Origin of the sequence: Streptomyces sp. MMG1121 (genome assembly GCF_001280015.1) — a bacterium.
GTDB lineage: Bacteria > Actinomycetota > Actinomycetes > Streptomycetales > Streptomycetaceae > Streptomyces.
The window spans coordinates 56,521-77,863 of record NZ_LGDV01000074.1 but is presented as its reverse complement, the minus strand read 5'-3'; the positions used below and the strand labels follow the sequence as shown (position 1 = coordinate 77,863).

The following is a 21,343-nucleotide window of genomic DNA, read 5'->3' as shown; positions in this document are numbered from 1 at the left end:
CCGCTCAGCCCCGCGCCTCGGCCAGCGCCTTCGTGACGCCGTTCTCCCGCGGCCCCAGGAAGGTCGGATCCGGCCGGAACACCGTGTCCAGCACCGCCTTGCCGGCCGCGAACACCTCGCGGGTCCCGCCGTAGTACCAGGTCACGTCGTGCTTCTCGGTGACCCCGACCCCGTACGACGCGACCCCCGCAGCCTCGCACAGGGCCACGGCCCGCCGGATGTGGAAGCCCTGGCTGATCAGCACGGCCCGGTCGACCCCGAAGATCTTCCGGGCCCGCACACAGGAGTCCCAGGTGTCGAACCCGGCGTAGTCGCGGACGATGCGCTCGCTCGGCACGCCGTGTCCGGTCAGATAGGTGCGCATGGCGTCGGGCTCGTCGTAGTCCCTGCGGCTGTTGTCCCCGGTGACGAGGACGACCTCGATCCGCCCCTCCCGGTACAGCGTCGCCGCCGCGTCCAGCCGGTTCGCGAGGTACGGCGACGGCTCCCCGCCCGCCAGCCCGGCCCCGAACACCACGGCGACCTTGGCCGACGGCACGTCCGCCAGTGTGCGCAGCCGCTCCGCCGTGGACACGTACAGCCAGGTCGAAGGCAGCAGCGCCAGCACACACCCGGCCATCACGGCCTGCACCAGCCGTCGCCGCCCGGTACGGGTGCGCGGCAGTCGCGGTCGACGGATCCTCATACGGTCCCCCCAGTGATCGGTCCCGACCTTGGAGGACGCCGGCGGCCCGGATCCGGTTCGCCTCACCTCGCGCATCCGTACGAGGTGAACCCGTGGAAAATACCCGTGACGGCCAGGCAACGGCCACGCAACCTGCCCCCGCCACCATCGGTCCATGACGCGCTCGCACCCGCACCTCGCCCCGCCCCCGCCGGCCCTGGTCCTGGTCGCCCACGGCAGCAGGGACCCGCGCGCGCTCACGACGGTGACGACGCTCATGGACCGCGTACGCGAGCTGCGCCCCGGCCTGTCCGTCCACCTGGGCCACATCGAACTGAACGAGCCGCTCCTCGCGGACACCCTCGCCGCCCTCGGCGACACCCCCGCCGTCCTGGTCCCGCTGCTCCTGTCCCGCGGTTACCACGTCAAGCACGACATCCCCGAGATGGCGGCCACGGCCCGGGTACGCGCACGCGTGGCACCCCCGCTCGGCCCGCACCCCCTCCTCGCGGAGGCCCTCCGCGACCGCCTGCTGGAGGCCGGCTGGCCGCCGGTCCCGGACGAGGCCGTGCGCCGGGGCGGCGCGGTGATCCTGGCGGCAGCGGGCTCCCGCGACCCCGACTCGGCCCGGGACACCCGCCGTACGGCCCGCCTCCTCGCCACCCGCCTGGGCGTGCCGGTCCTCCCCGCCTACGCCTGCGCAGCCACTCCGAGCGTCCCGACGGCCGTGCGCACACTGACGGCCCGTGGCCGGCACCGGGTGGCGGTCGCGTCGTACTTCACGGCGCCGGGGCGCTTCGCGGCCCAGTGCGCGCAGGCGGCACCGTGGCTGGCTTCGGCACCGCTCGGGGACCATCCGGCGATGGCCCGCTTGATCCTGCATCGCTACGAGCAGAGCTGCGCGACACCGCTGGCGCAGGTTGCCTGAAGGGGCGCGGGGACCGGGGCAGACGACCGGGCGCACCGCCAACACCCAATTGTCACTACCGACGCCTACTGTCGAATCATGGAAGGCACCGCACTCAGCTACACCCCGGCCGCGCTGGAACGCTACGCCCCCGAACCCGACAAACGGCCAGGCCGCACAGCCTTCCAACGCGACCGCGCCCGCATCCTCCACTCCGCCGCCCTCAGGCGCCTCGCGGGCAAGACCCAGGTGGTCACCCCGGGAACCCGCAGCCAGGTCTGGGACGCCAGCCCGAGAACACGGCTCACCCACTCCCTGGAGTGCGCCCAGGTGGGCCGCGAGCTGGGTGCGGCCCTCGGCTGCGACCCCGATCTCGTGGAGGCCGCCTGTCTCGCCCACGACCTCGGCCACCCCCCCTTCGGCCACAACGGCGAACAGGCGCTGAACGACTTCGCGGACGACTGCGGAGGCTTCGAGGGCAACGCCCAGTCCCTCAGGCTCCTCACCCGCATCGAGCCCAAACGGTTCGTAGAAGACCGCTCCGTCGGCCTCAACCTCACCCGCGCCGCCCTCGACGCCGCCACCAAGTACCCCTGGCCGCGCGGCGCCCACCCCACCGACCCGGCGTCGAAGAAGTTCGGCGTGTACGAGGACGACCGCCCGGTGTTCGACTGGGCCAGAGCAGCCGCCCCGGGCACCCGCACCTGCTTCGAGGCGCAGGTCATGGACTGGTCGGACGACGTGGCGTACTCGGTGCACGACGTCGAGGACGGTCTGCACGCCGGCCATATCGACCCCAACTGCCTGCACGCCGAGCCCGAGCGGCAGGAGGTGTTCGCGGTCGCCGTCGGCCGGTACGTACCGGCGGACACCGACCCGGCGGAACTCTCCGCGGCCCTCGACCGTCTCCAGGACGAGGAGTGGTGGCCGCACGGGTACGACGGCACGGCGGTGGCCCAGGCCCGCCTGAAGGACGCCACCAGCCAGCTCATCGGCCGGTTCTGCCTGGCCGCCGAGGGCGCCACGCGCGCTGCGTACGGCACCGGCCGGCTCAGCCGCTACGGCGCAGAGCTCGTCGTACCCAGGCAGGCCCGGATGGAGTGCGCGGTGCTGAAGGCGGTGGCGGACCGGTATGTGATGCAGCGCGCCGAGCAGGAGCGGCTGCGCGCGGACCAGCGGGTGATCGTGGCGGAGCTGGCGCAGGCGCTGACCGTCCGCGCGCCGGACGGGCTCGATCCGCAGTTTCGGACCCTCTTCGACGGGGCAGGCGACGACCACACGCGCAAGCGGGTGATCGTCGACCAGATCGCCTCTCTCACCGACGCCTCGGCGCGGTCCCTGCACGCGAGACTGACGGGGCATATGTGAGAGGAACGTGACCGGTCCTGGCCTGATCGGGTCACTCCCTCTTCCCGCAGCACGCCGTGTGCGGGACGCTCGCCTATGGCGGCGCATATGGCGGCACCCCTACGAGGAGGCATCAAGTGGTCGACGCGGATCAGACATTCGTCATCGTCGGAGGCGGTCTCGCCGGCGCGAAGGCGGCCGAGACGCTCCGGGCGGAGGGCTTCACCGGCCGGGTGATACTGATCAGTGACGAGCGCGACCACCCCTACGAGCGCCCGCCGCTGTCCAAGGGGTACCTGCTCGGCAAGGAGGAGCGCGACAGCGTCTTCGTGCATGAGCCCGCCTGGTACGCGCGCAACGACATCGAGCTGCACCTCGGCCAGTTCGTCGACCGCATCGACCGTACGGCGAAGACGGTCCGCTACGGCGACGACGGTACGCTCGTCCGCTACGACAAGCTGCTCCTGGTCACCGGCGCCGAGCCGCGCCGCCTCGACATCCCGGGCACCGGTCTGGCCGGCGTGCACCATCTGCGCCGTCTCGCGCACGCCGAGCGGCTCAAGGGCGTACTGAAGTCCCTCGGCCGGGACAACGGGCACCTGGTGATCGCGGGCGCCGGCTGGATCGGCCTGGAGGTCGCGGCGGCGGCCCGTGAGTACGGCGCGGAGGTCACGGTGATCGACCCGGCGCCGACCCCGCTGCACCACGTCCTCGGCCCGGAGCTGGGCAACGTCTTCGCCGAGCTGCACCGCGAGCACGGCGTCCGCTTCCACTTCGGGCGGCAGCTCACCGAGATCGTCGGCCAGGACGGCATGGTCCTCGCGGCCCGTACCGACGACGGCGAGGAGCATCCGGCGCACGACGTCCTCGCGGCGATCGGCGCGGCGCCCCGCGTCGGTCTCGCGGAGGCGGCGGGCCTGGAGATCGCCGACCGGGCGCTCGGCGGCGGCATCGTCGTCGACGAGCGGCTGCGCACGTCCGACCCGGACGTCTTCGCGGCCGGCGACGCGGCGAACTTCCCGCTCACCCTGTTCGGCACCCGGCTGCGGGTGGAGCACTGGGCCAACGCCCTCAACGGCGGACCGGCCGCCGCCCGCGCGATGCTCGGCCAGGAGATCGCCTACGACCGCGTGCCGTACTTCTTCACCGACCAGTACGACCTGGGGATGGAGTACAGCGGCTGGGCGCCGCCGGGGTCGTACGACGAGGTGGTGATCCGGGGCGATGCCGGCAAGCGGGAGTTCATCGCGTTCTGGGTGAAGGAGTCGCGCGTGCTGGCCGGGATGAACGTGAACGTGTGGGATGTCACAGAGGACATCCAGAAGCTGATCCGTTCCGAGGCCCAGGTGGACACCGAGGCCCTGGCCGACCCGCACGTGCCGCTGGACAGTCTCGTCCCCTGAGCACCGGGGCTGCCGGTCCGCCCCCGTAGAATCACCTCGTGGCAGGACGGATCAACGACGAGGACGTGAAGGCGGTACGGGACGCGGTCCCGATCGACGCCGTGGTCTCCGAGTACCTCCAGCTGCGGAACGCGGGCGGCGGCAACCTCAAGGGCCTGTGCCCGTTCCACGACGAGAAGTCGCCGTCCTTCCAGGTCAGCCCGAGCAAGGGACTCTTCCACTGCTTCGGCTGCCAGGAGGGCGGCGACACCATCACCTTCGTGATGAAGGTGGACCACCTCTCCTTCTCGGAGGCGGTCGAGCGCCTCGCCGCCCAGGCCGGCATCACGCTGCGCTACGAGGAGGGCGGGTACAACCCGGCCCACCAGCGCGGCGAGCGGATCCGCCTGGTCGAGGCGCACAAGATCGCCGCGCAGTGGTACGCCGAGCAGCTCGCCACCAGCCCCGAGGCCGACACCGGCCGGCTCTTCCTCGCCGAGCGCGGCTTCGACCAGGCCGCCGCCCTCCACTTCGGCGTCGGCTACAGCCCGCAGGGCTGGGACCACCTCACCCGCTATCTGCGCGGCAAGGGCTTCACCGACAAGGAGCTGCTCCTCTCCGGGATCTCCCAGGAGGGCCGCCGCGGCCCCATCGACCGCTTCCGGGGCCGCCTGATGTGGCCCATCCGGGACATCGGCGGCGAGGTCGTCGGCTTCGGCGCGCGCAAGCTCTACGAGGCGGACAACGGCCCGAAGTACCTGAACACGCCCGAGACGGCGATCTACAAGAAGTCGCAGGTCCTCTACGGCATCGACCTGGCGAAGAAGGACATCGCCAAGGCCAGCCGCGCGGTCGTCGTGGAGGGCTACACCGACGTCATGGCCTGCCACCTCGCCGGAGTGACGACCGCGATCGCCACCTGCGGTACGGCCTTCGGCGGCGACCACATCAAGATCCTGCGCCGCCTGCTGATGGACAACGGCAGCGCACGCGTCATCTTCACCTTCGACGGCGACGCGGCCGGCCAGAAGGCCGCCCTGCGCGCCTTCGAGGACGACCAGAAGTTCGCCGCCGAGACCTACATCGCGATCGCACCGGACGGCATGGACCCGTGCGAACTGCGCCTGGCCAAGGGCGACGAGGCGGTGGCGGACCTGGCCGAACCCCGCACGCCCCTCTTCGAGTTCGCGCTGCGCCAGATCGTCGTCCGCTACGACCTCGACACCCCGGCCGGCCGCGCGGCGGCGCTGGACGAGGCCGCCCCGATCGTCGCCCGCATCAAGAACAGCGGCGCCCAGCACGAGGTCGCCGTCGACCTCGCCGGCATGCTCGGCATCCTCGACACCCAGTTCGTGGTCAAGCGGGTGGCCCAGCTGGCCCGCTGGGCGAGGGACCGCGGCACCAAGGCCCCGGCACCCGCCGGCCCGCAGCCGTACGAGGCCGCCGCCCGCCCCGCCGCGGCCGGGCCCGCGCTCCAGTTGCGCAACCCCATCTACGCCACCGAGCGCGAACTGCTCAAGCTCGCCCTCCAGCGCCCGGAGCTGGTCTCCCCGGCCTTCGACGCGTACGGCGTGGACGAGTTCACCGCCGCCCCCTACGCCGCCGTGCGCCAGGCCGTCCTGGACGCGGGCGGCGCCGAGTACGGCATGCAGGACTCGCAGGAATACCTGGTCCGCGTCCGCGAGGCGGCCCCCGACGACACGGTCCGCGCCATGGTCACGGAGCTGGCCGTGGAGGCGATCATGCGCCGGACGGTCGACGAGAACTACGCGGGCGAACAGCTCGTACAGGTCCGCCGCCGCGCCGTCGAGCGCCGCGTCCAGCAGATCCAGATCACCGTCCGCCGTCTGGAAGCGGGCGGCGACCCCGCCGAACTGGCCGCCGTGCGCAACGAGTTGTGGGTCCTCCAGCAGTACGACCAGTCACTGAAGACGCGGGGCATGGAGGCGCTGTAAGGGGGCTAGCTGTTGCGGGTCATGACGTTGTTGACGCGGGCGGTCATCGGATCTCGCTGTCGGGATGCTGCGCGTCGTAAGCCTGGCGGGCATGGGCGATGCCGTCCCGGTGCTCGAGTGACCAGTCGGCCAGTGCCTTGACGAGATGGGTCAGGCTCGTACCGGTCTCGGTGAGGCGATAGTCCACCTGAGCAGGCACGGTCGGATAGACGGTTCGAAGGACCAGCCCATCGCGTTCCAGCCGGCGCACGGTCAGGGTCAGCATCCTCTGAGAGATCCCGTCGATTGCGCGTTGCAATTGCCGAAAACGCCGTGCGCCGCTCGCAAGCTCGACGATCACGAGGACCGACCACTTGTCGCCCACGCGGTCGAGGACGTCGCGGATCCCGCAGTCGGGGTGGTCAGGCTGTCCGCACGGGTCGAGCTCTGCGGGCCCAGCGGTTACCTCGGTGTGCGTCACTGACATCAAACTGCCTCCTTGTGGGCCGACCGTGACCGGTCGAGACTCATCGTAGTTACTGATGAGAACCACCTAGGAGAACGAACCACAATGATCATGGTGACCGGCGCGAACGGACAGCTCGCATCCCTCACGCTTCAGGAGTTGGCCGAACGGAAGGTGCCCGCCCTGGGTGGCAGCCGGACTCCCGGCGATAGGCAGCGCCACCTGGACTTCGACGACCCCGCCAGCCTTGACCTGACCGGTGTCTCGACGCTGGTGCTGGTCTCTGCCGGGTATGCCGAGGACGACCAGGTCATCGCTCGGCATCAGGCCCTTCTCGATGCCGCCGTCCGCGACGGCGTCGTACACGTGATCTACACCAGCCTGACCCGCACCGGGGATCACCTCGGGTTCGCGCTCGCCCACCGCGCCACTGAGGAACTGGTCAAGGCCAGTGGGCTCGACTGGACGGTCCTGCGCAATGGGCTCTACGCCGAGCTCTTCGGAGCGTTGTTGACGTGGACACCCGACGGTCTGGAGTCAGCCTTTGGCGATGGCGCTCTCTCTGCGGTGGCTCGGGCGGACCTGGCTGCCGCAACAGCCATCGTTGCCAGCCACCCAACAGCGCACGCCGGCAATACCTACGACCTGGTCGGCGACCCGATCACCGCCGAGGACATCGCCCAGCGCCTCGACGTCGTACACCGGACCATCGGGCTGGGCGAGTACCGCGCCCGGCTCCTCGCGGACGACGCACTGCTGCCGTTCCAGCCGCCGATGCTCACCTCGATCGCCACCAGCGTCCGCCATGGGTTCCTCAGCAACTCCAGCCCCGACCTCGTGCAACTGCTCGACCGGCCGCTCACCGACGCGCTGGCCGTAGCAGCGGACACCGCGGCCGCGATGCGTCCCAGCGCACGCTGACGCGCATGGCTCATCGCAACGCGCCGCTGTCCCTCGAAGGTCGTCGGCGACTGGTCGAACGCTGCCATACCCGTCCCATCGCGCACGTGGCCGCTGAGATGGGAATCTCTCGGGCGTGTGCATCGAAGTGGGTCAACCGCTACCGACAGGACGGGGAGCTTGGCCTACTGGATCGTTCCTCGGCCCCGCACCGCCAGCCCACAGCGATCTCCGCGGACGCGGTGGCACGGATCGAGGACCTCCGTCGCACACAGAAGTGGTCCGCCTCCCGGATCGTCTTCGAGCCCCGCGACGAGGGCATCCAGATCAGCCGTCGTACGGTGTCTCGCCACCTTCTCGCCCTCGGGCTGAACCGCCGCAAGTTCATCGATCCGAACGGCGACTCAAACCGCGAACCACGCAAAATCATCGCCCGCAGGCCCGGGCACATGGTCCACATCGACGTGAAGAAGGTAGGCCGAATCCCCGACGGCGGCGGCTGGCGAGTCCACGGCCAAGGAACCGACCAGGCCAAAGCAGCCGAACGTTCCAAGAGGAAGACGAAGCGGGGCGGCTACGTCTACCTGCACTCCGCGGTCGACGGCTACTCCCGAATCGCCTACACCGAAGCGTTGTCAGACGAGAAAGCCACTACTGCGATCGCGTTCATGCACCGTGCCCGTGCGTGGTTCGGGGCCAACGGCATCCCCCGCATCGAGCGGATCGTCACCGACAACGGAGCCTGCTACCGGGCCGAAGCCTTCTCACGGGCCCTGCTCGGCTCCCGGCACCAGCGGATCACCCCATACACACCGCGACACAACGGGAAAGTAGAGCGCTACAACCGGATCGTCGCCGAGGAGTTCCTCTATGCCCGCACCTGGACCTCCGAAGACCAACGACGCGCAGCGCTCGACGTCTGGAACATCCACTACAACTATCACCGGCCCCACAGCGCTGCCGCAGGGCAGCCACCCGCAGCCCGACTACGCGATCGCGTCACCAACGTCGTGGCCTCATACAGCTAGCCCTCTTCGCGGGGCTGCTCGGGCCGTGTGATTCCGGGTGGAAAGGCCGGGGTCACCGCGCGCACGAGTCGCTGCGCGAACTCCCGCTCCCTGTCGGTGAACTGCGGGTACTCGGTGACGAAGTGATGCCACTCGACGTTCCCGACCGCTTCCACGACGTCCTCCAGCAGGACGCTGCCCTGGTACGGGTACGGCCACTCGCCCGACAGTCGGAACACCTCGTGCAGCAGCTCGTGGGAGAGCGGGTGGCGCTCGGCGAGCAGGACGGCGTCGTAGAGGTCCTTGCCCTGGGCGTATATGTCGGTGACCAGCCACATCAGCTTCCAGGCCAGCGAGAGCGCGGGCGTCGCCGCGCGCAGCACCGCCCCGCCCGGCAGCTCTACCGGCTCCGGCTCCTCGGGCAGCTCCTCGTTGAAGACGAAGTCCAGCTGCACGTGCCCGCCGGGCAGACCCGGTGCCGACCAGGGCAGGATCATGCGGCGGCCGGGCACACGGTCGTAGGTCCAGATGTCCTCCACGACCGCGTCCCGCGCCGAGAAGCGGACCTCGCCCTCGCGGGCCTGCGCCGCCTGCGCGAGGCCGGCGAGCATCCGGGCGGTGCGCTCCTCGTCGATCCGCCAGTGGGCCGGTACGACGACGAAGTCCAGGTCACCGGGCTCGCGGGCCGCCTCCCCGAACCACACCGACATCAGCACGCTGCCGCGCAGCACCAGCGCGTCCGCCCACGGTGAGCCGGCGATCGCGGCCAGGACCAGGTACAGCGCCTGCCGGCGGGCCGTGTGCCAGGCCTCGCCGCGTGCCGGGTCCGCGAAGACGGGGTCGGTGGCGCGGTAGGCGTTCTGGTACTGCTTGAGGGCCGGCTCGAAGACGGGCCGCTGCGTCACGTCGGCGCCGGGCACCTGGATCAGCGTGCGCGGCAGATGGCTCGTCTGCCGGGTCGCCTCGTCCAATGGCTCGGCGGGAAGCTCCGTGCTGCGCCACAACGCCCGCCACACCTCACTCATCGCGACGCCTCCAGCCATCCGTCGTCCACCGACTCGTCACTGTCGTACAGCACGAACTCCCGCTCCACCGCCAGCACGTCCAGCCCGTCCAGCTCCGCGAGAAGGCGGCGCAGAGCCTCTTCGGCCCGCGCGCGGCCGACGCCCCGGCAGCGCTGCGTGACGAACCGTTCGTGCCGGCCGCCGCCGCGCACCCGGCGGGCGTTCCACGACAGGTGCGCGCCGTGCGGCACGACCCGCTCGGTGAGCTCGTCGAGGTCCGTGCCGGCGTCGAGGAGGAGCTTCACATGGTGCTCGAAGTACTGTCCGCCGGACCGCCCGCCCCCGCCCGGGCCGGCCGGTACCTCCGGTGCCCACGGGGCCGACTCGGTCTTCACCCGGACCGGCGTGAATCCCGCCGAGCGCAGTGCCGCCACCGTCGCGGTCGCCCGCGCCGACTGTTCGCAGTGCGACGCCGAACCGGCCAGGGTGAGCATGGGCTGCTCCCGCATACGGCCGCGGGCCAGCACGATGTGGGTCAGTTTCAGTCCGGTCGCGTCCGCCCAGCCGCGCAACCGCTCCGTCTCGGCCGGATCGGAACAGCGGACAGTGACGTGGGTTTCGTACAGAAGGTCGGGCACTCGCGGATTCTGCCAGTTCAGGGCCGTACAGCGCGCCCGGATTTCGGGCCCGGATCACCAACCCGTCACGGACCGGACGCAAAAAGTCACCGCACGCCCCTCGTGGCGGGGATGTGTCGTACTCCACACTGGGGGCGGTGCCCGAGTCCTCGGAGCGCAGGCCGTCGACTCTCCGCTCCCGAAGTACCGCTGCCGCACACCTTCAGCAGCGATCATCCTGGAGGTCGCCCTCGTGCAGACCCAGACCCTCACCCAGACCGACAGCGCCACCAGCGCCACCAGTGACAGCAGCGCCACCAGCGGCAGCGCGGACGAGCCGGACGCGGAGACGGACGTCCTCGTGGCCGTACCCCCGCAGAGCCGTGCCGCCGTGCACCCGGAGGCCGCTTCCGCCGAGCCGGTCGAACCGCCGGCGGAAGCGCTCACGGACGAGCCCGAGGAACCCGACGAACCCGCCGGGACACCGGCCGCCGCCAGGGCCGAGAGCAGCGGCCCCTCGGCCGACCTGTTCCGCCAGTACCTGCGCGAGATCGGCCGCATCCCGCTGCTCACCGCCGCCGAGGAGGTCGAACTCGCCCGCCGGGTCGAGGCCGGCCTGTTCGCCGAGGAGAAGCTGCTCAACACCCCGGACCTGGAAGGCCGGATGGCGCTCGACCTGGACCGGCTGGTGGTCATGGGGCGGATGGCCAAGCGGCGGTTGATCGAGGCCAACCTGCGGCTCGTCGTGTCCGTCGCCAAGCGCTACGTGGGCCGCGGGCTGACCATGCTCGACCTGGTCCAGGAGGGCAACCTCGGGCTCATCCGCGCCGTCGAGAAGTTCGACTACGCCCGCGGCTACAAGTTCTCGACGTACGCCACCTGGTGGATCCGCCAGGCCATGTCCCGGGCCCTGGCCGACCAGGCCCGCACCATCCGGGTCCCGGTCCATGTGGTCGAGCTGATCAACCGGGTCGTCCGCGTGCAGCGGCGGATGCTCCAGGAGCGGGGCTACGAGCCGACGCCCGACGAGGTCGCCGACCATCTCGACCTGCCGCCCGAGCGGGTCAGCGAGGTGCTGCGACTCGCCCAGGAGCCGGTCTCCCTGCACGCACCGGTCGGCGAGGAGGAGGACGTCGCCCTCGGCGACCTCATCGAGGACGGCGACGCGGCGAGCCCGGTCGAGTCGGCGGCCTTCCTGCTGCTGCGGGAGCACCTGGAAGCGGTCCTGTCCACGCTGGGGGAGCGGGAGCGCAAGGTCGTCCAGCTCCGCTACGGCCTGGCCGACGGCCGCCCCCGCACGCTGGAGGAGATAGGGCGCATCTTCGGCGTCACCAGGGAACGCATACGGCAGATCGAGTCCAAGACCCTCAACAAGCTCCGCGACCACGCGTTCGCGGACCAGCTGAGGGGTTACCTGGACTGAGGCGCACTGAGCGGACTGAACAGGGGGGCCGCCTGTCCCCGGCGGCCCCCCTCCCGTCCCCGGCCGACTAGTCGACCTCGGCGACCGCCTGCGCGAACTGCGCCTTGTACAGCCGGGCATACGCGCCGTCCGCGGCCAACAGCTCCGCATGCGCGCCCTGTTCCACGATCGAGCCGTTCTCCATCACCAGGATCGTGTCGGCGTCCCGGATCGTCGACAGCCGGTGCGCGATCACGAACGACGTACGGCCGTGGGCCAGCTTGGCCATGGCCTTCTGGATCAGCACCTCGGTCCGGGTGTCGACCGAACTCGTCGCCTCGTCCAGGACCAGGATCGTCGGGTCGGACAGGAACGCCCGCGCGATGGTGATGAGCTGCTTCTCGCCGGCGCTGACCCCCGTGCCCTCGTCGTCGATCACGGTGTCGTACCCGTCGGGCAGGGTGCGCACGAAGCGGTCGGCGTGGGCCGCCCGTGCCGCCTCCTCGATCTCCCCGCGCGTGACCTCGCGCGACGCGCCGTACGCGATGTTCTCCGCGATCGTGCCGCCGAACAGCCAGGTGTCCTGCAGCACCATGCCGATCCCGGACCGCAGTTCGTCGCGGGTCATCCTCCGGATGTCGACCCCGTCGAGGGTGATCCGGCCGCCCGACACGTCGTAGAACCGCATCAGCAGGTTGACCAGCGTGGTCTTGCCCGCGCCGGTCGGGCCGACGATCGCGACCGTGTGCCCCGGCTCCACCGTGAGCGACAGGTCCTCGATCAGCGGCTTCTCCGGGTTGTACCGGAACGACACGTGCTCCAGACGCACCCGCCCGCGCAGCTCCGCCGGCCGTTCGCCCGGCACCGGGTCGGCCTCCTGCTCCTCGGAGTCGAGGAGTTCGAAGACCCGCTCGGCCGAGGCGACGCCGGACTGCACCAGGTTCGCCATCGACGCGACCTGCGTCAGCGGCATCGAGAACTGCCGCGAGTACTGGATGAAGGCCTGGACGTCGCCGATGGACAGGGAGCCGGAGGCGACGCGCAGACCACCCACCACCGCCACCAGCACGTAGTTCAGGTTGGACACGAACATCATCAGCGGCTGCATCACACCGCTGTTGAACTGCGCCTTGAACCCGGCCTCGTACAGCGCCTCGTTCTGCTCGGCGAACTGCTGCGCCGACTCTTCCTGGCGGCCGAACACCTTGACCAGGGTGTGCCCGGTGTACATCTCCTCGATGTGCGCGTTCAGCTTGCCGGTGGTGCGCCACTGCTGCACGAAGTGCGGCTGGGACCGCTTGCCGACCCGGGTGGCCACCAGGGCCGACAACGGCACGGTGACCAGCGCGACCAGCGCCAGGATCCAGGAGACCCAGAACATCATCACCAGCACGCCGACGATGGTCAGCAGCGAGTTGATCAGCTGGCCCATCGACTGCTGGAGCGTCTGGCCGATGTTGTCGATGTCGTTGGTCGCGCGGGAGAGCACCTCGCCGCGCTGGCGCTTGTCGAAGTACGACAGCGGCAGCCGCGACAGCTTCCCCTGCACCTGCTCGCGCAGCCGGAGCATGGTGAGGTTCACGGCCCGGTTGACCAGCCGGGTCGCCACCGCCATCAGCAGGCCGGCGACCATGAACGTACCGAGCGCGAGCAGCAGGACGTTGCCGACGGCCCCGAAGTCGATGCCCTTGCCCGGGGTGAAGTCGGTGCTCTTGAGCATGTCGGCGACGGAGCCCTGGCCGTGGGCCCGCATCCGGTCGAGCACCTGCTGCTTGGTGGTGCCGGCCGGCATCTGCCGGCCGATGATGCCGGCGAAGACCAGGTCGGTGGCCTTGCCGAGGATCTTCGGGCCGACCACGCTCAGGCCCACGCTGACCACCGTGCACAGCAGCAGGAGGCAGATCGTGAGCCGTTCGGGCCGGAACTGGGCGAGGAGCCGTTTGCTCGACCCCTTGAAGTCCATCGAGCGCTGGTCGGGACCGCGCCCGGCCATCATGCGCATGGGCCCGGACATCAGGCAGCCTCCGCTTCCGTCAGCTGGGAGAGCACGATCTCCCGGTAGGTCTCGTTGGTCGCCATCAGCTCCTGGTGCCGGCCGGAGCCGACGACCCGGCCCTCGTCCAGCACGATGATCCGGTCCGCGTCGCGGATGGTGGCCACGCGCTGGGCGACGATGACGACGGTCGCCTCGGCGGTCTCGTGGGAGAGCGCCGCGCGCAGGGCCGCGTCGGTGGCGTAGTCGAGTGCGGAGAAGGAGTCGTCGAAGAGGTAGATCTCCGGGCGCTGCACCAGCGTGCGGGCGATGGCGAGCCGCTGGCGCTGACCGCCGGAGACGTTGGTGCCGCCCTGCGCGATGGGCGCGTCGAGCCCGCCCTCCAGCTTGCTGACGAAGCCCTTGGCCTGTGCCACCTCCAGCGCGTGCCACAGCTCCTCGTCGGTGGCGTCCGGGTTGCCGTAGCGCAGGTTGGTGGCGACCGTGCCCGCGAAGAGGTACGGCTTCTGCGGGACCATCCCGACCGTCTTCGCCAGCAGTTGCGGGCCGACCTGCTGGACGTCCACGCCGTCCACGAGGACCTCGCCCTCGGTGGCGTCGAACAGCCGCGGGACGAGCCCGAGCAGCGTGGACTTGCCGCTGCCGGTGGAGCCGATCACGGCGGTCGTCTCACCCGGCCGGGCGACCAGGTCGACGGCCTTGAGCACAGGCTCCTCGGCCCCCGGATAGCGGAAGCCCGCCCCGCGCAGTTCCAGATGCCCGTGCCGGCGCAGCTCGGTGACCGGCGCGGCCGGCGGCACCACGCTGGAGTCGGTGCCGAGGACCTCCTCGATGCGCTCGGCGCAGACCTCCGCACGCGGCACCATCATGAACATGAAGGTGGCCATCATCACGGACATGACGATCTGCATCAGATAGGCGAGGAACGCGGTCAGGTCGCCGATCCGCATTCCGCCGCTGTCGATGCGGTGCGCGCCGAACCACACGACCGCGATCGACGACAGGTTCACCACGGTCATGACCATCGGGAACATCAGCGCGAGCATCCGGCCGGTGGCCAGCTGCATATCGGTCAGATCGGCGTTCGCCTTCCCGAACCGGCCCTGCTCGTACGCGTCGCGGACGAAGGCGCGGATCACCCGGTTGCCGCTGATCTGCTCGCGCAGCACCCGGTTCACCGTGTCGAGACGGACCTGCATCGAGCGGAACAGCGGACGCAGCCGGCGCACGATGAGCGTGACGCAGATCGCGAGCACCGGCACCACGGCGACCAGCACCCCGGACAGCGGAACGTCCAGACCGAGGGCCATGACGATGCCGCCGACACACATGATGGGCGCCGACACCATCAGCGTGAACGTCATCAGGGCCAGCATCTGGACCTGCTGTACGTCGTTCGTCGTACGGGTGATGAGCGAGGGGGCGCCGAAGTGTCCCACCTCACGCGAGGAGAAGGACTGCACACGGTCGAAGACGGCACCGCGTACGTCACGGCCGAGCGCGGAGGCGGTGCGTGCGCCGAAGTACACGGCTCCCATGTTGCACACGACCTGGGCCAGCGAGATGCCGACCATCAGGGCGCCGTACGACAGGATGTAACCCGTGTCACCCTTCACGACGCCGTTGTCGATGATGTGCGCGTTCAGAGTGGGCAGGTAGAGGGAGGCGCAGGTCTGCAGGAACTGCAGCAGCACCAGGAGGGCGATGGGTTTCTTGTAGGGCCTGAGATAGGTCCGCAGAAGTCGTATGAGCACGCTACGTCTCTCGGAGTCGGCGACGGGGGCTGGTTCGGTTGCCCTTGGCCCCTATCGTCGGACACTCCACCCGCGTTACCTCAACCCATTTACTCGGGGGCGAAGCGCGTACGACCATATGCTTTTGTGGCGTTACGGGCGAAATGCCCCCGGATGGGTCTGCTCCCGCACGGCGGTGAACTGCTGCCGTACGGCCTGGCCCACCGCCAGTTCGTCGCCCGGCTCCAGCACCTGCGCCGCCGCGCCCTGCCAGGCCGGCGGGGTGCGCGGGTCGAGTGCGCCCTGCGACACGCCGAGCGCCCACGCGGCCTGCCGGGCCGCACCGATCGCCGCGTAGTCCGCCGGCTGCGGTACGACGACCTGGGCCCCGAACAGCGACGGCGCCGAGGCCTGTACGGCGGGCAGCTCGGCGGCCGGGCCCAGCAGGAAGATCCGCCGCACCTCCACGCCCCGCCCGCGCAGCAGGTCCAGCGCGTCGGCGAGCCCGCACAGCATGCCCTCGAACGCCGCCCGCGCCAGATGCTCGGGCTTCATCGACTCGCGCCGCAGCCCGGCGAGCGTGCCCGCGGTGTGCGGCAGATGGGGCGTCCGCTCGCCCTCCAGATAGGGGAGCAGGACCAGCCCATGGGCCCCCGGCGTCGACTTCGTCGCCAGCTCGGACAGGCTCTCCAGATCCGGCAGCCCGAGCAGTTCGGCGGTGCCGCGCAGGGTCCGTACGGCGTTCAGGGTGGTGACGACCGGCAGGTGCATGCCGGTCGCGTCCGCGAGCGAGGTGATCATCCCCGACTGGTCGGCGAGCGCCTCCGGATGCACGGCCATCACGGACCCGGAGGCCCCGAGCGAGACGACGGCGTCGCCCAGCCCGATCCCGAGCCCGAACGCGGCGGCCATGGTCTCCCCGGTACCGGCCGAGATCAGCAGCCCCTCCGGGGTCGTACCGGCCGCGTCCGACGGGCCGATCACCTCCGGCAGCATCGCCTGGTGCCCGAGCGCCAGCTCGACCAGGTCGGGCCGGTAGCCGCCGGTGGCGGCCGACCAGTACCCGGTCGAGGAGGCGCCGCCGCGATCGGTGGTCCTGCGCACCGGCCGCCCGAGCAACTGCCACACCAGCCAGTCGTGCGCCTGGAGCAGCACGGCCGTCCTGCGGGCGTTCTCGGGCTCGTTCTTCGCGAGCCAGCGCAGTTTGGTGACCGGCTGGGCGGCCTGCGGCACGCACCCGACGGCCTGCGCCCAGGCCTCGCGTCCGCCGAGCGCGTCGACCAGGTCGGCCGCCGCGACCTGCGTCCGCTTGTCGCCGCCGACCAGCGCCGGGCGCACGGTGTTGCCCTGGGCGTCCAGCGGGACCACGGTGTTCTGCTGGGCCGACACGCCGATGGCCTGCACGCCCTCCAGCAGACCGCCCCCCGCGGCCTCGCCCAGGGACAGCAGCCAGGCCTGCGGGTCGACGTCGCTCGGACGCTTCTCGCCGTCCGGTGCGTCGACCGGGTGCGGCGCGTATCCCTGCCGTAGTACGGCACCGGTGTCCGCGTCACAGACGACGATGCGAGTGAAATCGGGCGAGCTGTCCAACCCGGCGACTATCCCCATACGGAGAATTTTGCCGCATCCCCGCGGTTGCTTCGCCCGGGAGCGCCCAAGGGGGCTGCCCTACGTGTTGCTCGTGCCCCAGTCGTCCTCGGGGGTGCCGTTGAGGTTCCGCTCCCGCAGCGACCGCACGCGCTGGGCCACCGTTTCCGGGACCCGGTCGCCGACCTTGCCGCTGACCGTGTGGAAGGCCCTGCCGGCGTACTGGCGGCCCTGCTGGGCGGCCGTCTCGGCGGTGTTCCGGACGGCCGGGTTCTGCGCGATGCGCCGAGCGGACTTCTTCAGCTGTTCGTAGCGCTCGCGTCCGGCCCTCGTGCCGAGTACGTAACCGAGGGCCAGACCGGCGACGAACGTGAGCCGGTAGCGCATGGCTGCCACCCTTCTCTTGCCTGGGTCTGCGGTGCGACGTGGGCGCCGGGGGATACCGATTGGCGGAGCACCCCCCTGCTTGCGCTAATGTATGTGTCGCAGCGAGCGCCCGCCCCCTGGCGAATACCCAGGTAGGTACGTTCGATGCAATCGAGGCGATCCTCCGTAGCTCAATTGGCAGAGCAGCCGGCTGTTAACCGGCAGGTTACTGGTTCGAGTCCAGTCGGGGGAGCTTCGGTCCTCCGTAGCTCAATTGGCAGAGCAGCCGGCTGTTAACCGGCAGGTTACTGGTTCGAGTCCAGTCGGGGGAGCGCAGTGAACGAGGACCCCTTGAGGGTCCTTTTTCATGTCCGCGGGAACCGCCGGGGGTGCGGCGATGTCCTGAGGATCATGAGCAGCACGGAAGCCGACCATCCGAAGCAGGAGATCGTATGAGCGGCTATGCTGCGGCAGACGGCGCGCACACATGTACGCGACACGCCGCTATGGGGCGGTAGCTCAGCCGGTTAGAGCAGCGGACTCATAATCCGTCGGCCGTGGGTTCGAGTCCCACCCGCCCCACCAGTGCAGGTCGGTGCAGAATCGATCTGACCTCTGAGAACGCGAGAACGGTGGCCGCCATGCCGATGCGGCGGCCACCGCTCACCCGCTCGGGCCAAGATCAGTCTCGGTAGACCGGTGCCAGGTGGGCCAGTGCCGCGTCGGCCTCCACCGCGGCCCGCGCCGGGGTCGCCGCGCGGGTCATCACATGGCCGAGCCGCTCATGGCTGTGGGACGGCCAGGTGGTCCGCATCCCGGGCTCGGCCTTCATCCGGAAGGCGACGACCGAGGGGAAGCCGTCCAGGACACCCGGGTCGGGAACACCGGTCACCGTGCCCGACCGTCCGGCGATGAACCGGATCGCGGCGCCCTCGGCCCGCGTCGGCGTCAGATCGGGGCGTCCGCCGCTGTGGGTGACGACCGACTGCCGCAACAGTTCCACCCCCGTGGCGTGATGGACCAGATCCGGGATGAAGTCGCCGCCCGTCCGCGCGTTGACCTCGATCAGCACCGGGCCGCGCGGGGTCAGCTTGGCCTCCACGTGCGCGGGGCCGAAGTCGAAGCCGAGGGCGTCCAGTGCCGCCACCGCGAGTTCCGCGGCCGCCGTCGCCTCGTCGGCCAGCGCCGACGGGAAGGTGTGGCCCAGTTCGACGAAGTGCGGTGTGGGGCCCAGCAGTTTGTCGGTGACCCCGAGCACGCTCGTACGGCCCTCGAAGGTGAACGTCTCGATGCTGACCTCGTGACCGAACAGACACTCCTCGAGCAGCGCTCCGGGAACCCGCGGCTGCCCCTTGGAGTTGGTCGGCCGGCCGGCGATGTCCGCGACCCGTTCGACGGCCTCCTCCCGGGTGCGGCACAGGGCCACACCGATGCTCGCCGACTCGTCGATCGGCTTCACCACACAGGGCAGTCCGGTCTCGGCCAGCGCGGCGTCGACCTCCGCGGCGTCGCGTACGAAACGGAACGCCGGTACCGGCACCCCGCGTTCGGCACACCGCACCCGTGTCCTGAGCTTGTCCCTGGCCAGCTCCGCCGCGGCCGGAGCCAGTCCGGGCAGGCCCATGCGGTGCGCGACGGCCGCCGCCGTGGGGACGTAGTACTCCATCACCGTCATCACGCCGGCCGGTGGTGTCGCACCGGCCCGCAGCGTCTTCTCGATCGCCTCCACGCTGTGCGTGTCGCACTGCAGGATCTCGTCGGCGTTCTCGCGGATCGCGCGGGCCGTGTCCGGGTCCACGCAGTAGCGGTCGAGGTCGGACGTGACGAAGAGCGTGCGCAGCCCCAGCGAGCGGGCCAGGCGCAGGGCCTGCATGCCGGTGCCGGTGAGGTTGCTCTCGACGAAGGCCAGGGCCCGGACCGCGGAGCCGGCCGGGGCGCTCATCGCAGGGCCGCCTGCCGGCTCGCCGGACCACCGGTGACGGTGACCCAGTAGGTGTCGGCGGCCGGATCCGGGCGGCGCGACAGAGGATCACGGACCACCCGGCTGATCAGGCCGGCCGGGACGACCAGGACGAAGTAGACGAGGGACAGCAGCAGGTTTCGCATCGGTGTTCATCTCCGAGTGGTGCGGTGGCGCCGACGGCCGGTCGGGCGGCGGTGGACGGGACCCTCAGTCCAGCGGAATGGCCTCGCGCCAGTCCTCCGTCTCGTGCCAGCTGGGCTGGTCCTTCTTCTCCAGCAGGAAGTCACCGAGTACGAGCACGTCGATGTCGGTGCGCATGAAGCAGGTGTACGCGTCCCGCGGGGAGTTGACGATCGGCTCGCCCCGGACGTTGAACGAGGTGTTGATCAGCACCGGGCAGCCGGTCCGCTCCTTGAACGCGGTCAGCAGCCGGTGGTAGGCGGGATTGCCGTGCTCGTCGACGGTCTGCACACGTGCCGAGTGGTCGACGTGGGTCACGGCGGGAATCGTGGAGCGCCGGACCTTCAGCAGGTCCAGGCCCGTGACGCCCTCGCCCGGGTCCCCGACGGTCAGCCGCTGTGCCGGGGCCACGTCCGCGACCACCAGCATGTAGGGACTGTCCTGGTCCAGTTCGAAGTACTCCTTGGTGTCGTCGCGCAGGACGGAAGGGGCGAACGGGCGGAAGGACTCACGGAACTTGATCTTCAGGTTCATGGCCGACTGCATGTCCGGATCCCGTGGGTCACCGAGGATGGACCGGGCCCCCAGGGCCCTCGGACCGAACTCCATGCGCCCCTGGAACCACCCGGTGATCGCCCCCTGCGCCAGCCGGTCGGCCACCGAGCCCGGAGTGTCCCGCGGATCGAGTTCCGTGTAGACGGCGCCGGCGTCGTCCAGGAACGCACGGATCTGCGCCGCGTCGTAGGAAGGACCGAGCAGCGAACCCGCCATGGCGTCACGGCCGTTGCCGAGGTGCGGCCGACCGGCTCCCCGGTCGAGCGCCACCGCGAGCGCGGCGCCGAGCGCACCGCCCGCGTCGCCGGCCGCGGGCTGGATCCACACCTCGTCGAACACCTTCTCCCGGACGACCTCGCCGTTGGCGACGCAGTTCAGGGCGACACCCCCGGCGAGGCAGAGCCGGGACTCACCGGTCACCCGGCGTGCGGTGCGGGCCAGGCGCAGGACCACCTCCTCGGTGACGGCCTGTACCGAGGCGGCGAGGTCGAACTCCCGCTCCGTGAGGGCCGCTTCCGGCAGCCGGCGCGGACCGCCGAAGAGCCTCTCGAAGCCCCGGCCGGTCATCACCTGGCCCGCCAGATACTCGAAGTACCGCATGTCGAGGCGGAACGAGCCGTCCTCCTTGACGTCGATCAGCTTCTCGCGGATCAGGCCGGCGTACCGCGGGGTGCCGTACGGGGCCAGGCCCATCAGCTTGTACTCGCCGGAGTCGACCTTGAACCCGCAGAAATAGGTGAAGGCGGAGTAGAGCAGACCCAGCGAGTGCGGGAACCTGATCTCGGTCAGGGGCCGCAGTGTGTCGTCCCGGCCGTGCCACAACGTCGTCGTGGCCCATTCCCCGACACCGTCGATGCACAGGACCGCGGCGGACTCGTAGGGGCTCGGGAAGAACGCCGACGCCGCGTGCGACTCGTGGTGCCGACGGGCGACGACCGGCGGTACCCGGCCCGCTCCCAGCGCCGCGAGGTTGTCGCGCACCGTCCCCACCGTGTCGCGCTTCCACGACAGCCACTCGGGCAGCGTCTCGCGGAACGAGCTTGCCCCGTGGGGCGCGGCGCCCAGGTAGGTGGCGAGCACCCGCCGGAACTTCAGCCTCGGGTCCTCGTAGTAGGCGACGGCGGCCACCTCGTCGAGGCCGACACCCGCCTCCTCGAGGCAGTACCGGATCGCCTGCTCGGGAAAACCGGGATCGTGCCGCTTACGGGAGAAGCGTTCCTCCTGTGCCGCGGCGACCGGTACGCCATCGGCGACGAGGGCCGCCGCACTGTCGTGGTAGTACGCCGAGACACCCAGAACCAGATCGGCCATGTCCTCTTTCCTTCCCTCGACTTCC

17 protein-coding genes, 3 tRNA genes and 1 pseudogene are annotated in these 21,343 nt (G+C 70.6%); 10 read left to right on the top strand and 11 right to left on the bottom strand.

Annotated elements, in window-relative coordinates; genetic code table 11:
* Positions 1–4 precede the first annotated feature (4 nt).
* Positions 5–685 carry a SanA/YdcF family protein gene (locus ADK64_RS08365; RefSeq protein WP_078992557.1) on the bottom strand — a complete coding sequence of 227 codons (681 nt, stop codon included), beginning with the start codon at positions 683–685 and terminating at the stop codon, positions 5–7.
* 154 nt (positions 686–839) lie between these two features.
* On the opposite strand from ADK64_RS08365, the gene ADK64_RS08360 reads away from it, so the two are divergent.
* The 4 genes from ADK64_RS08360 to dnaG all read left to right on the top strand — a co-directional run bounded on the left by ADK64_RS08360 (position 840) and on the right by dnaG (position 6,255).
* Positions 840–1,592 (top strand): sirohydrochlorin chelatase, encoded by a 753-nt coding sequence (locus ADK64_RS08360; RefSeq protein ID WP_053656623.1) that lies wholly within the window; start codon positions 840–842, stop codon positions 1,590–1,592.
* A gap of 78 nt (positions 1,593–1,670) precedes the next feature.
* A complete protein-coding gene (locus tag ADK64_RS08355) occupies positions 1,671–2,939 on the top strand; it encodes a deoxyguanosinetriphosphate triphosphohydrolase (protein ID WP_053656621.1) in 1,269 nt (422 codons plus the stop codon).
* Between the two features lie 116 nt (positions 2,940–3,055).
* Positions 3,056–4,321 (top strand): NAD(P)/FAD-dependent oxidoreductase, encoded by a 1,266-nt coding sequence (locus tag ADK64_RS08350; protein ID WP_053656619.1) that lies wholly within the window; start codon positions 3,056–3,058, stop codon positions 4,319–4,321.
* A 38-nt stretch (positions 4,322–4,359) separates the two neighbouring features.
* A complete protein-coding gene (dnaG, locus tag ADK64_RS08345; RefSeq protein WP_053656617.1) occupies positions 4,360–6,255 on the top strand; it encodes a DNA primase in 1,896 nt (631 codons plus the stop codon).
* Positions 6,256–6,298: 43 nt separating this feature from the next.
* Here the strand turns inward: dnaG and ADK64_RS08340 are convergent, their stop codons facing one another.
* Positions 6,299–6,721, bottom strand: a complete 423-nt coding sequence (locus ADK64_RS08340; protein ID WP_053656615.1) for a winged helix-turn-helix transcriptional regulator — start codon at positions 6,719–6,721, stop codon at positions 6,299–6,301.
* A gap of 84 nt (positions 6,722–6,805) precedes the next feature.
* On the opposite strand from ADK64_RS08340, the gene ADK64_RS08335 reads away from it, so the two are divergent.
* A complete protein-coding gene (locus tag ADK64_RS08335) occupies positions 6,806–7,621 on the top strand; it encodes an NAD(P)H-binding protein (RefSeq protein ID WP_053656613.1) in 816 nt (271 codons plus the stop codon).
* Positions 7,622–7,626: 5 nt separating this feature from the next.
* The gene (locus ADK64_RS08330) at positions 7,627–8,628 is read left to right on the top strand and encodes an IS481 family transposase (RefSeq protein ID WP_053656611.1); all 1,002 of its coding nucleotides are present in this window, start codon (positions 7,627–7,629) and stop codon (positions 8,626–8,628) included.
* Here ADK64_RS08330 and ADK64_RS08325 read toward each other — a convergent pair.
* Complete coding sequence (locus ADK64_RS08325; protein ID WP_053656609.1) at positions 8,625–9,632, bottom strand: nucleotidyl transferase AbiEii/AbiGii toxin family protein; 1,008 nt, start codon at positions 9,630–9,632, stop codon at positions 8,625–8,627. The two genes, ADK64_RS08330 and ADK64_RS08325, sit on opposite strands and share 4 nt — an antisense overlap.
* Positions 9,629–10,249 (bottom strand): hypothetical protein, encoded by a 621-nt coding sequence (locus ADK64_RS08320; RefSeq protein ID WP_234384499.1) that lies wholly within the window; start codon positions 10,247–10,249, stop codon positions 9,629–9,631. The genes ADK64_RS08325 and ADK64_RS08320 overlap by 4 nt, the downstream gene beginning before the upstream one ends.
* 111 nt (positions 10,250–10,360) lie before the next feature.
* Between ADK64_RS08320 and ADK64_RS08315 the strand changes: the two are divergent.
* A pseudogene (locus ADK64_RS08315) lies at positions 10,361–11,651 on the top strand (RNA polymerase sigma factor).
* A gap of 67 nt (positions 11,652–11,718) precedes the next feature.
* Here the strand turns inward: ADK64_RS08315 and ADK64_RS08310 are convergent.
* The 4 genes from ADK64_RS08310 to ADK64_RS08295 all read right to left on the bottom strand — a co-directional run bounded on the left by ADK64_RS08310 (position 11,719) and on the right by ADK64_RS08295 (position 17,330).
* On the bottom strand, positions 11,719–13,644 hold the full coding sequence (locus tag ADK64_RS08310; protein WP_053656601.1) for an ABC transporter ATP-binding protein: 1,926 nt from the start codon (positions 13,642–13,644) through the stop codon (positions 11,719–11,721).
* Positions 13,644–15,377 (bottom strand): ABC transporter ATP-binding protein, encoded by a 1,734-nt coding sequence (locus ADK64_RS08305; protein WP_053656599.1) that lies wholly within the window; start codon positions 15,375–15,377, stop codon positions 13,644–13,646. The genes ADK64_RS08310 and ADK64_RS08305 overlap by 1 nt, the downstream gene beginning before the upstream one ends.
* Before the next feature lie 132 nt (positions 15,378–15,509).
* Positions 15,510–16,964 carry a xylulokinase gene (locus ADK64_RS08300; protein WP_053656597.1) on the bottom strand — a complete coding sequence of 485 codons (1,455 nt, stop codon included), beginning with the start codon at positions 16,962–16,964 and terminating at the stop codon, positions 15,510–15,512.
* A gap of 60 nt (positions 16,965–17,024) precedes the next feature.
* Positions 17,025–17,330 (bottom strand): hypothetical protein, encoded by a 306-nt coding sequence (locus ADK64_RS08295; RefSeq protein ID WP_053656595.1) that lies wholly within the window; start codon positions 17,328–17,330, stop codon positions 17,025–17,027.
* A 159-nt stretch (positions 17,331–17,489) separates the two neighbouring features.
* On the opposite strand from ADK64_RS08295, the gene ADK64_RS08290 reads away from it, so the two are divergent.
* The 3 genes from ADK64_RS08290 (at position 17,490) to ADK64_RS08280 (ending at position 17,894) form a co-directional block, all read left to right on the top strand.
* Positions 17,490–17,562 (top strand) — tRNA-Asn (locus ADK64_RS08290).
* 6 nt (positions 17,563–17,568) lie between these two features.
* Positions 17,569–17,641 (top strand) — tRNA-Asn (locus tag ADK64_RS08285).
* A gap of 176 nt (positions 17,642–17,817) precedes the next feature.
* Positions 17,818–17,894 (top strand) — tRNA-Ile (locus ADK64_RS08280).
* A 97-nt stretch (positions 17,895–17,991) separates the two neighbouring features.
* Here the strand turns inward: ADK64_RS08280 and ADK64_RS08275 are convergent.
* The 3 genes from ADK64_RS08275 to ADK64_RS08270 form a co-directional block, all read right to left on the bottom strand.
* Entirely contained in the window at positions 17,992–19,251 is a 1,260-nt protein-coding gene (locus ADK64_RS08275; RefSeq protein WP_053656592.1) for an ATP-grasp domain-containing protein, read from the bottom strand.
* Positions 19,248–19,415, bottom strand: a complete 168-nt coding sequence (locus tag ADK64_RS46580; RefSeq protein ID WP_199829534.1) for a hypothetical protein — start codon at positions 19,413–19,415, stop codon at positions 19,248–19,250. Before ADK64_RS46580 ends, ADK64_RS08275 begins: the two co-directional genes overlap by 4 nt.
* 64 nt (positions 19,416–19,479) lie before the next feature.
* Positions 19,480–21,318 (bottom strand): carbamoyltransferase, encoded by a 1,839-nt coding sequence (locus tag ADK64_RS08270; RefSeq protein ID WP_053656590.1) that lies wholly within the window; start codon positions 21,316–21,318, stop codon positions 19,480–19,482.
* Positions 21,319–21,343 lie beyond the last annotated feature (25 nt).

Bases quoted from the DNA above. Each gene is read 5' to 3' on its own strand.
- ADK64_RS08330 (WP_053656611.1), top strand. From the start codon at position 7,627: ATGGCTCATCGCAACGCGCCGCTGTCCCTCGAAGGTCGTCGGCGACTG.
- ADK64_RS08270 (WP_053656590.1), bottom strand. From the start codon at position 21,318: ATGGCCGATCTGGTTCTGGGTGTCTCGGCGTACTACCACGACAGTGCG.
- ADK64_RS46580 (WP_199829534.1), bottom strand. From the start codon at position 19,415: ATGCGAAACCTGCTGCTGTCCCTCGTCTACTTCGTCCTGGTCGTCCCG.
- ADK64_RS08365 (WP_078992557.1), bottom strand. From the start codon at position 685: ATGAGGATCCGTCGACCGCGACTGCCGCGCACCCGTACCGGGCGGCGA.
- ADK64_RS08310 (WP_053656601.1), bottom strand. From the start codon at position 13,644: ATGTCCGGGCCCATGCGCATGATGGCCGGGCGCGGTCCCGACCAGCGC.
- ADK64_RS08275 (WP_053656592.1), bottom strand. From the start codon at position 19,251: ATGAGCGCCCCGGCCGGCTCCGCGGTCCGGGCCCTGGCCTTCGTCGAG.
- ADK64_RS08335 (WP_053656613.1), top strand. From the start codon at position 6,806: ATGATCATGGTGACCGGCGCGAACGGACAGCTCGCATCCCTCACGCTT.
- ADK64_RS08300 (WP_053656597.1), bottom strand. From the start codon at position 16,964: ATGGGGATAGTCGCCGGGTTGGACAGCTCGCCCGATTTCACTCGCATC.
- ADK64_RS08325 (WP_053656609.1), bottom strand. From the start codon at position 9,632: ATGAGTGAGGTGTGGCGGGCGTTGTGGCGCAGCACGGAGCTTCCCGCC.
- ADK64_RS08355 (WP_053656621.1), top strand. From the start codon at position 1,671: ATGGAAGGCACCGCACTCAGCTACACCCCGGCCGCGCTGGAACGCTAC.
- ADK64_RS08360 (WP_053656623.1), top strand. From the start codon at position 840: ATGACGCGCTCGCACCCGCACCTCGCCCCGCCCCCGCCGGCCCTGGTC.
- ADK64_RS08340 (WP_053656615.1), bottom strand. From the start codon at position 6,721: ATGTCAGTGACGCACACCGAGGTAACCGCTGGGCCCGCAGAGCTCGAC.
- ADK64_RS08295 (WP_053656595.1), bottom strand. From the start codon at position 17,330: ATGCGCTACCGGCTCACGTTCGTCGCCGGTCTGGCCCTCGGTTACGTA.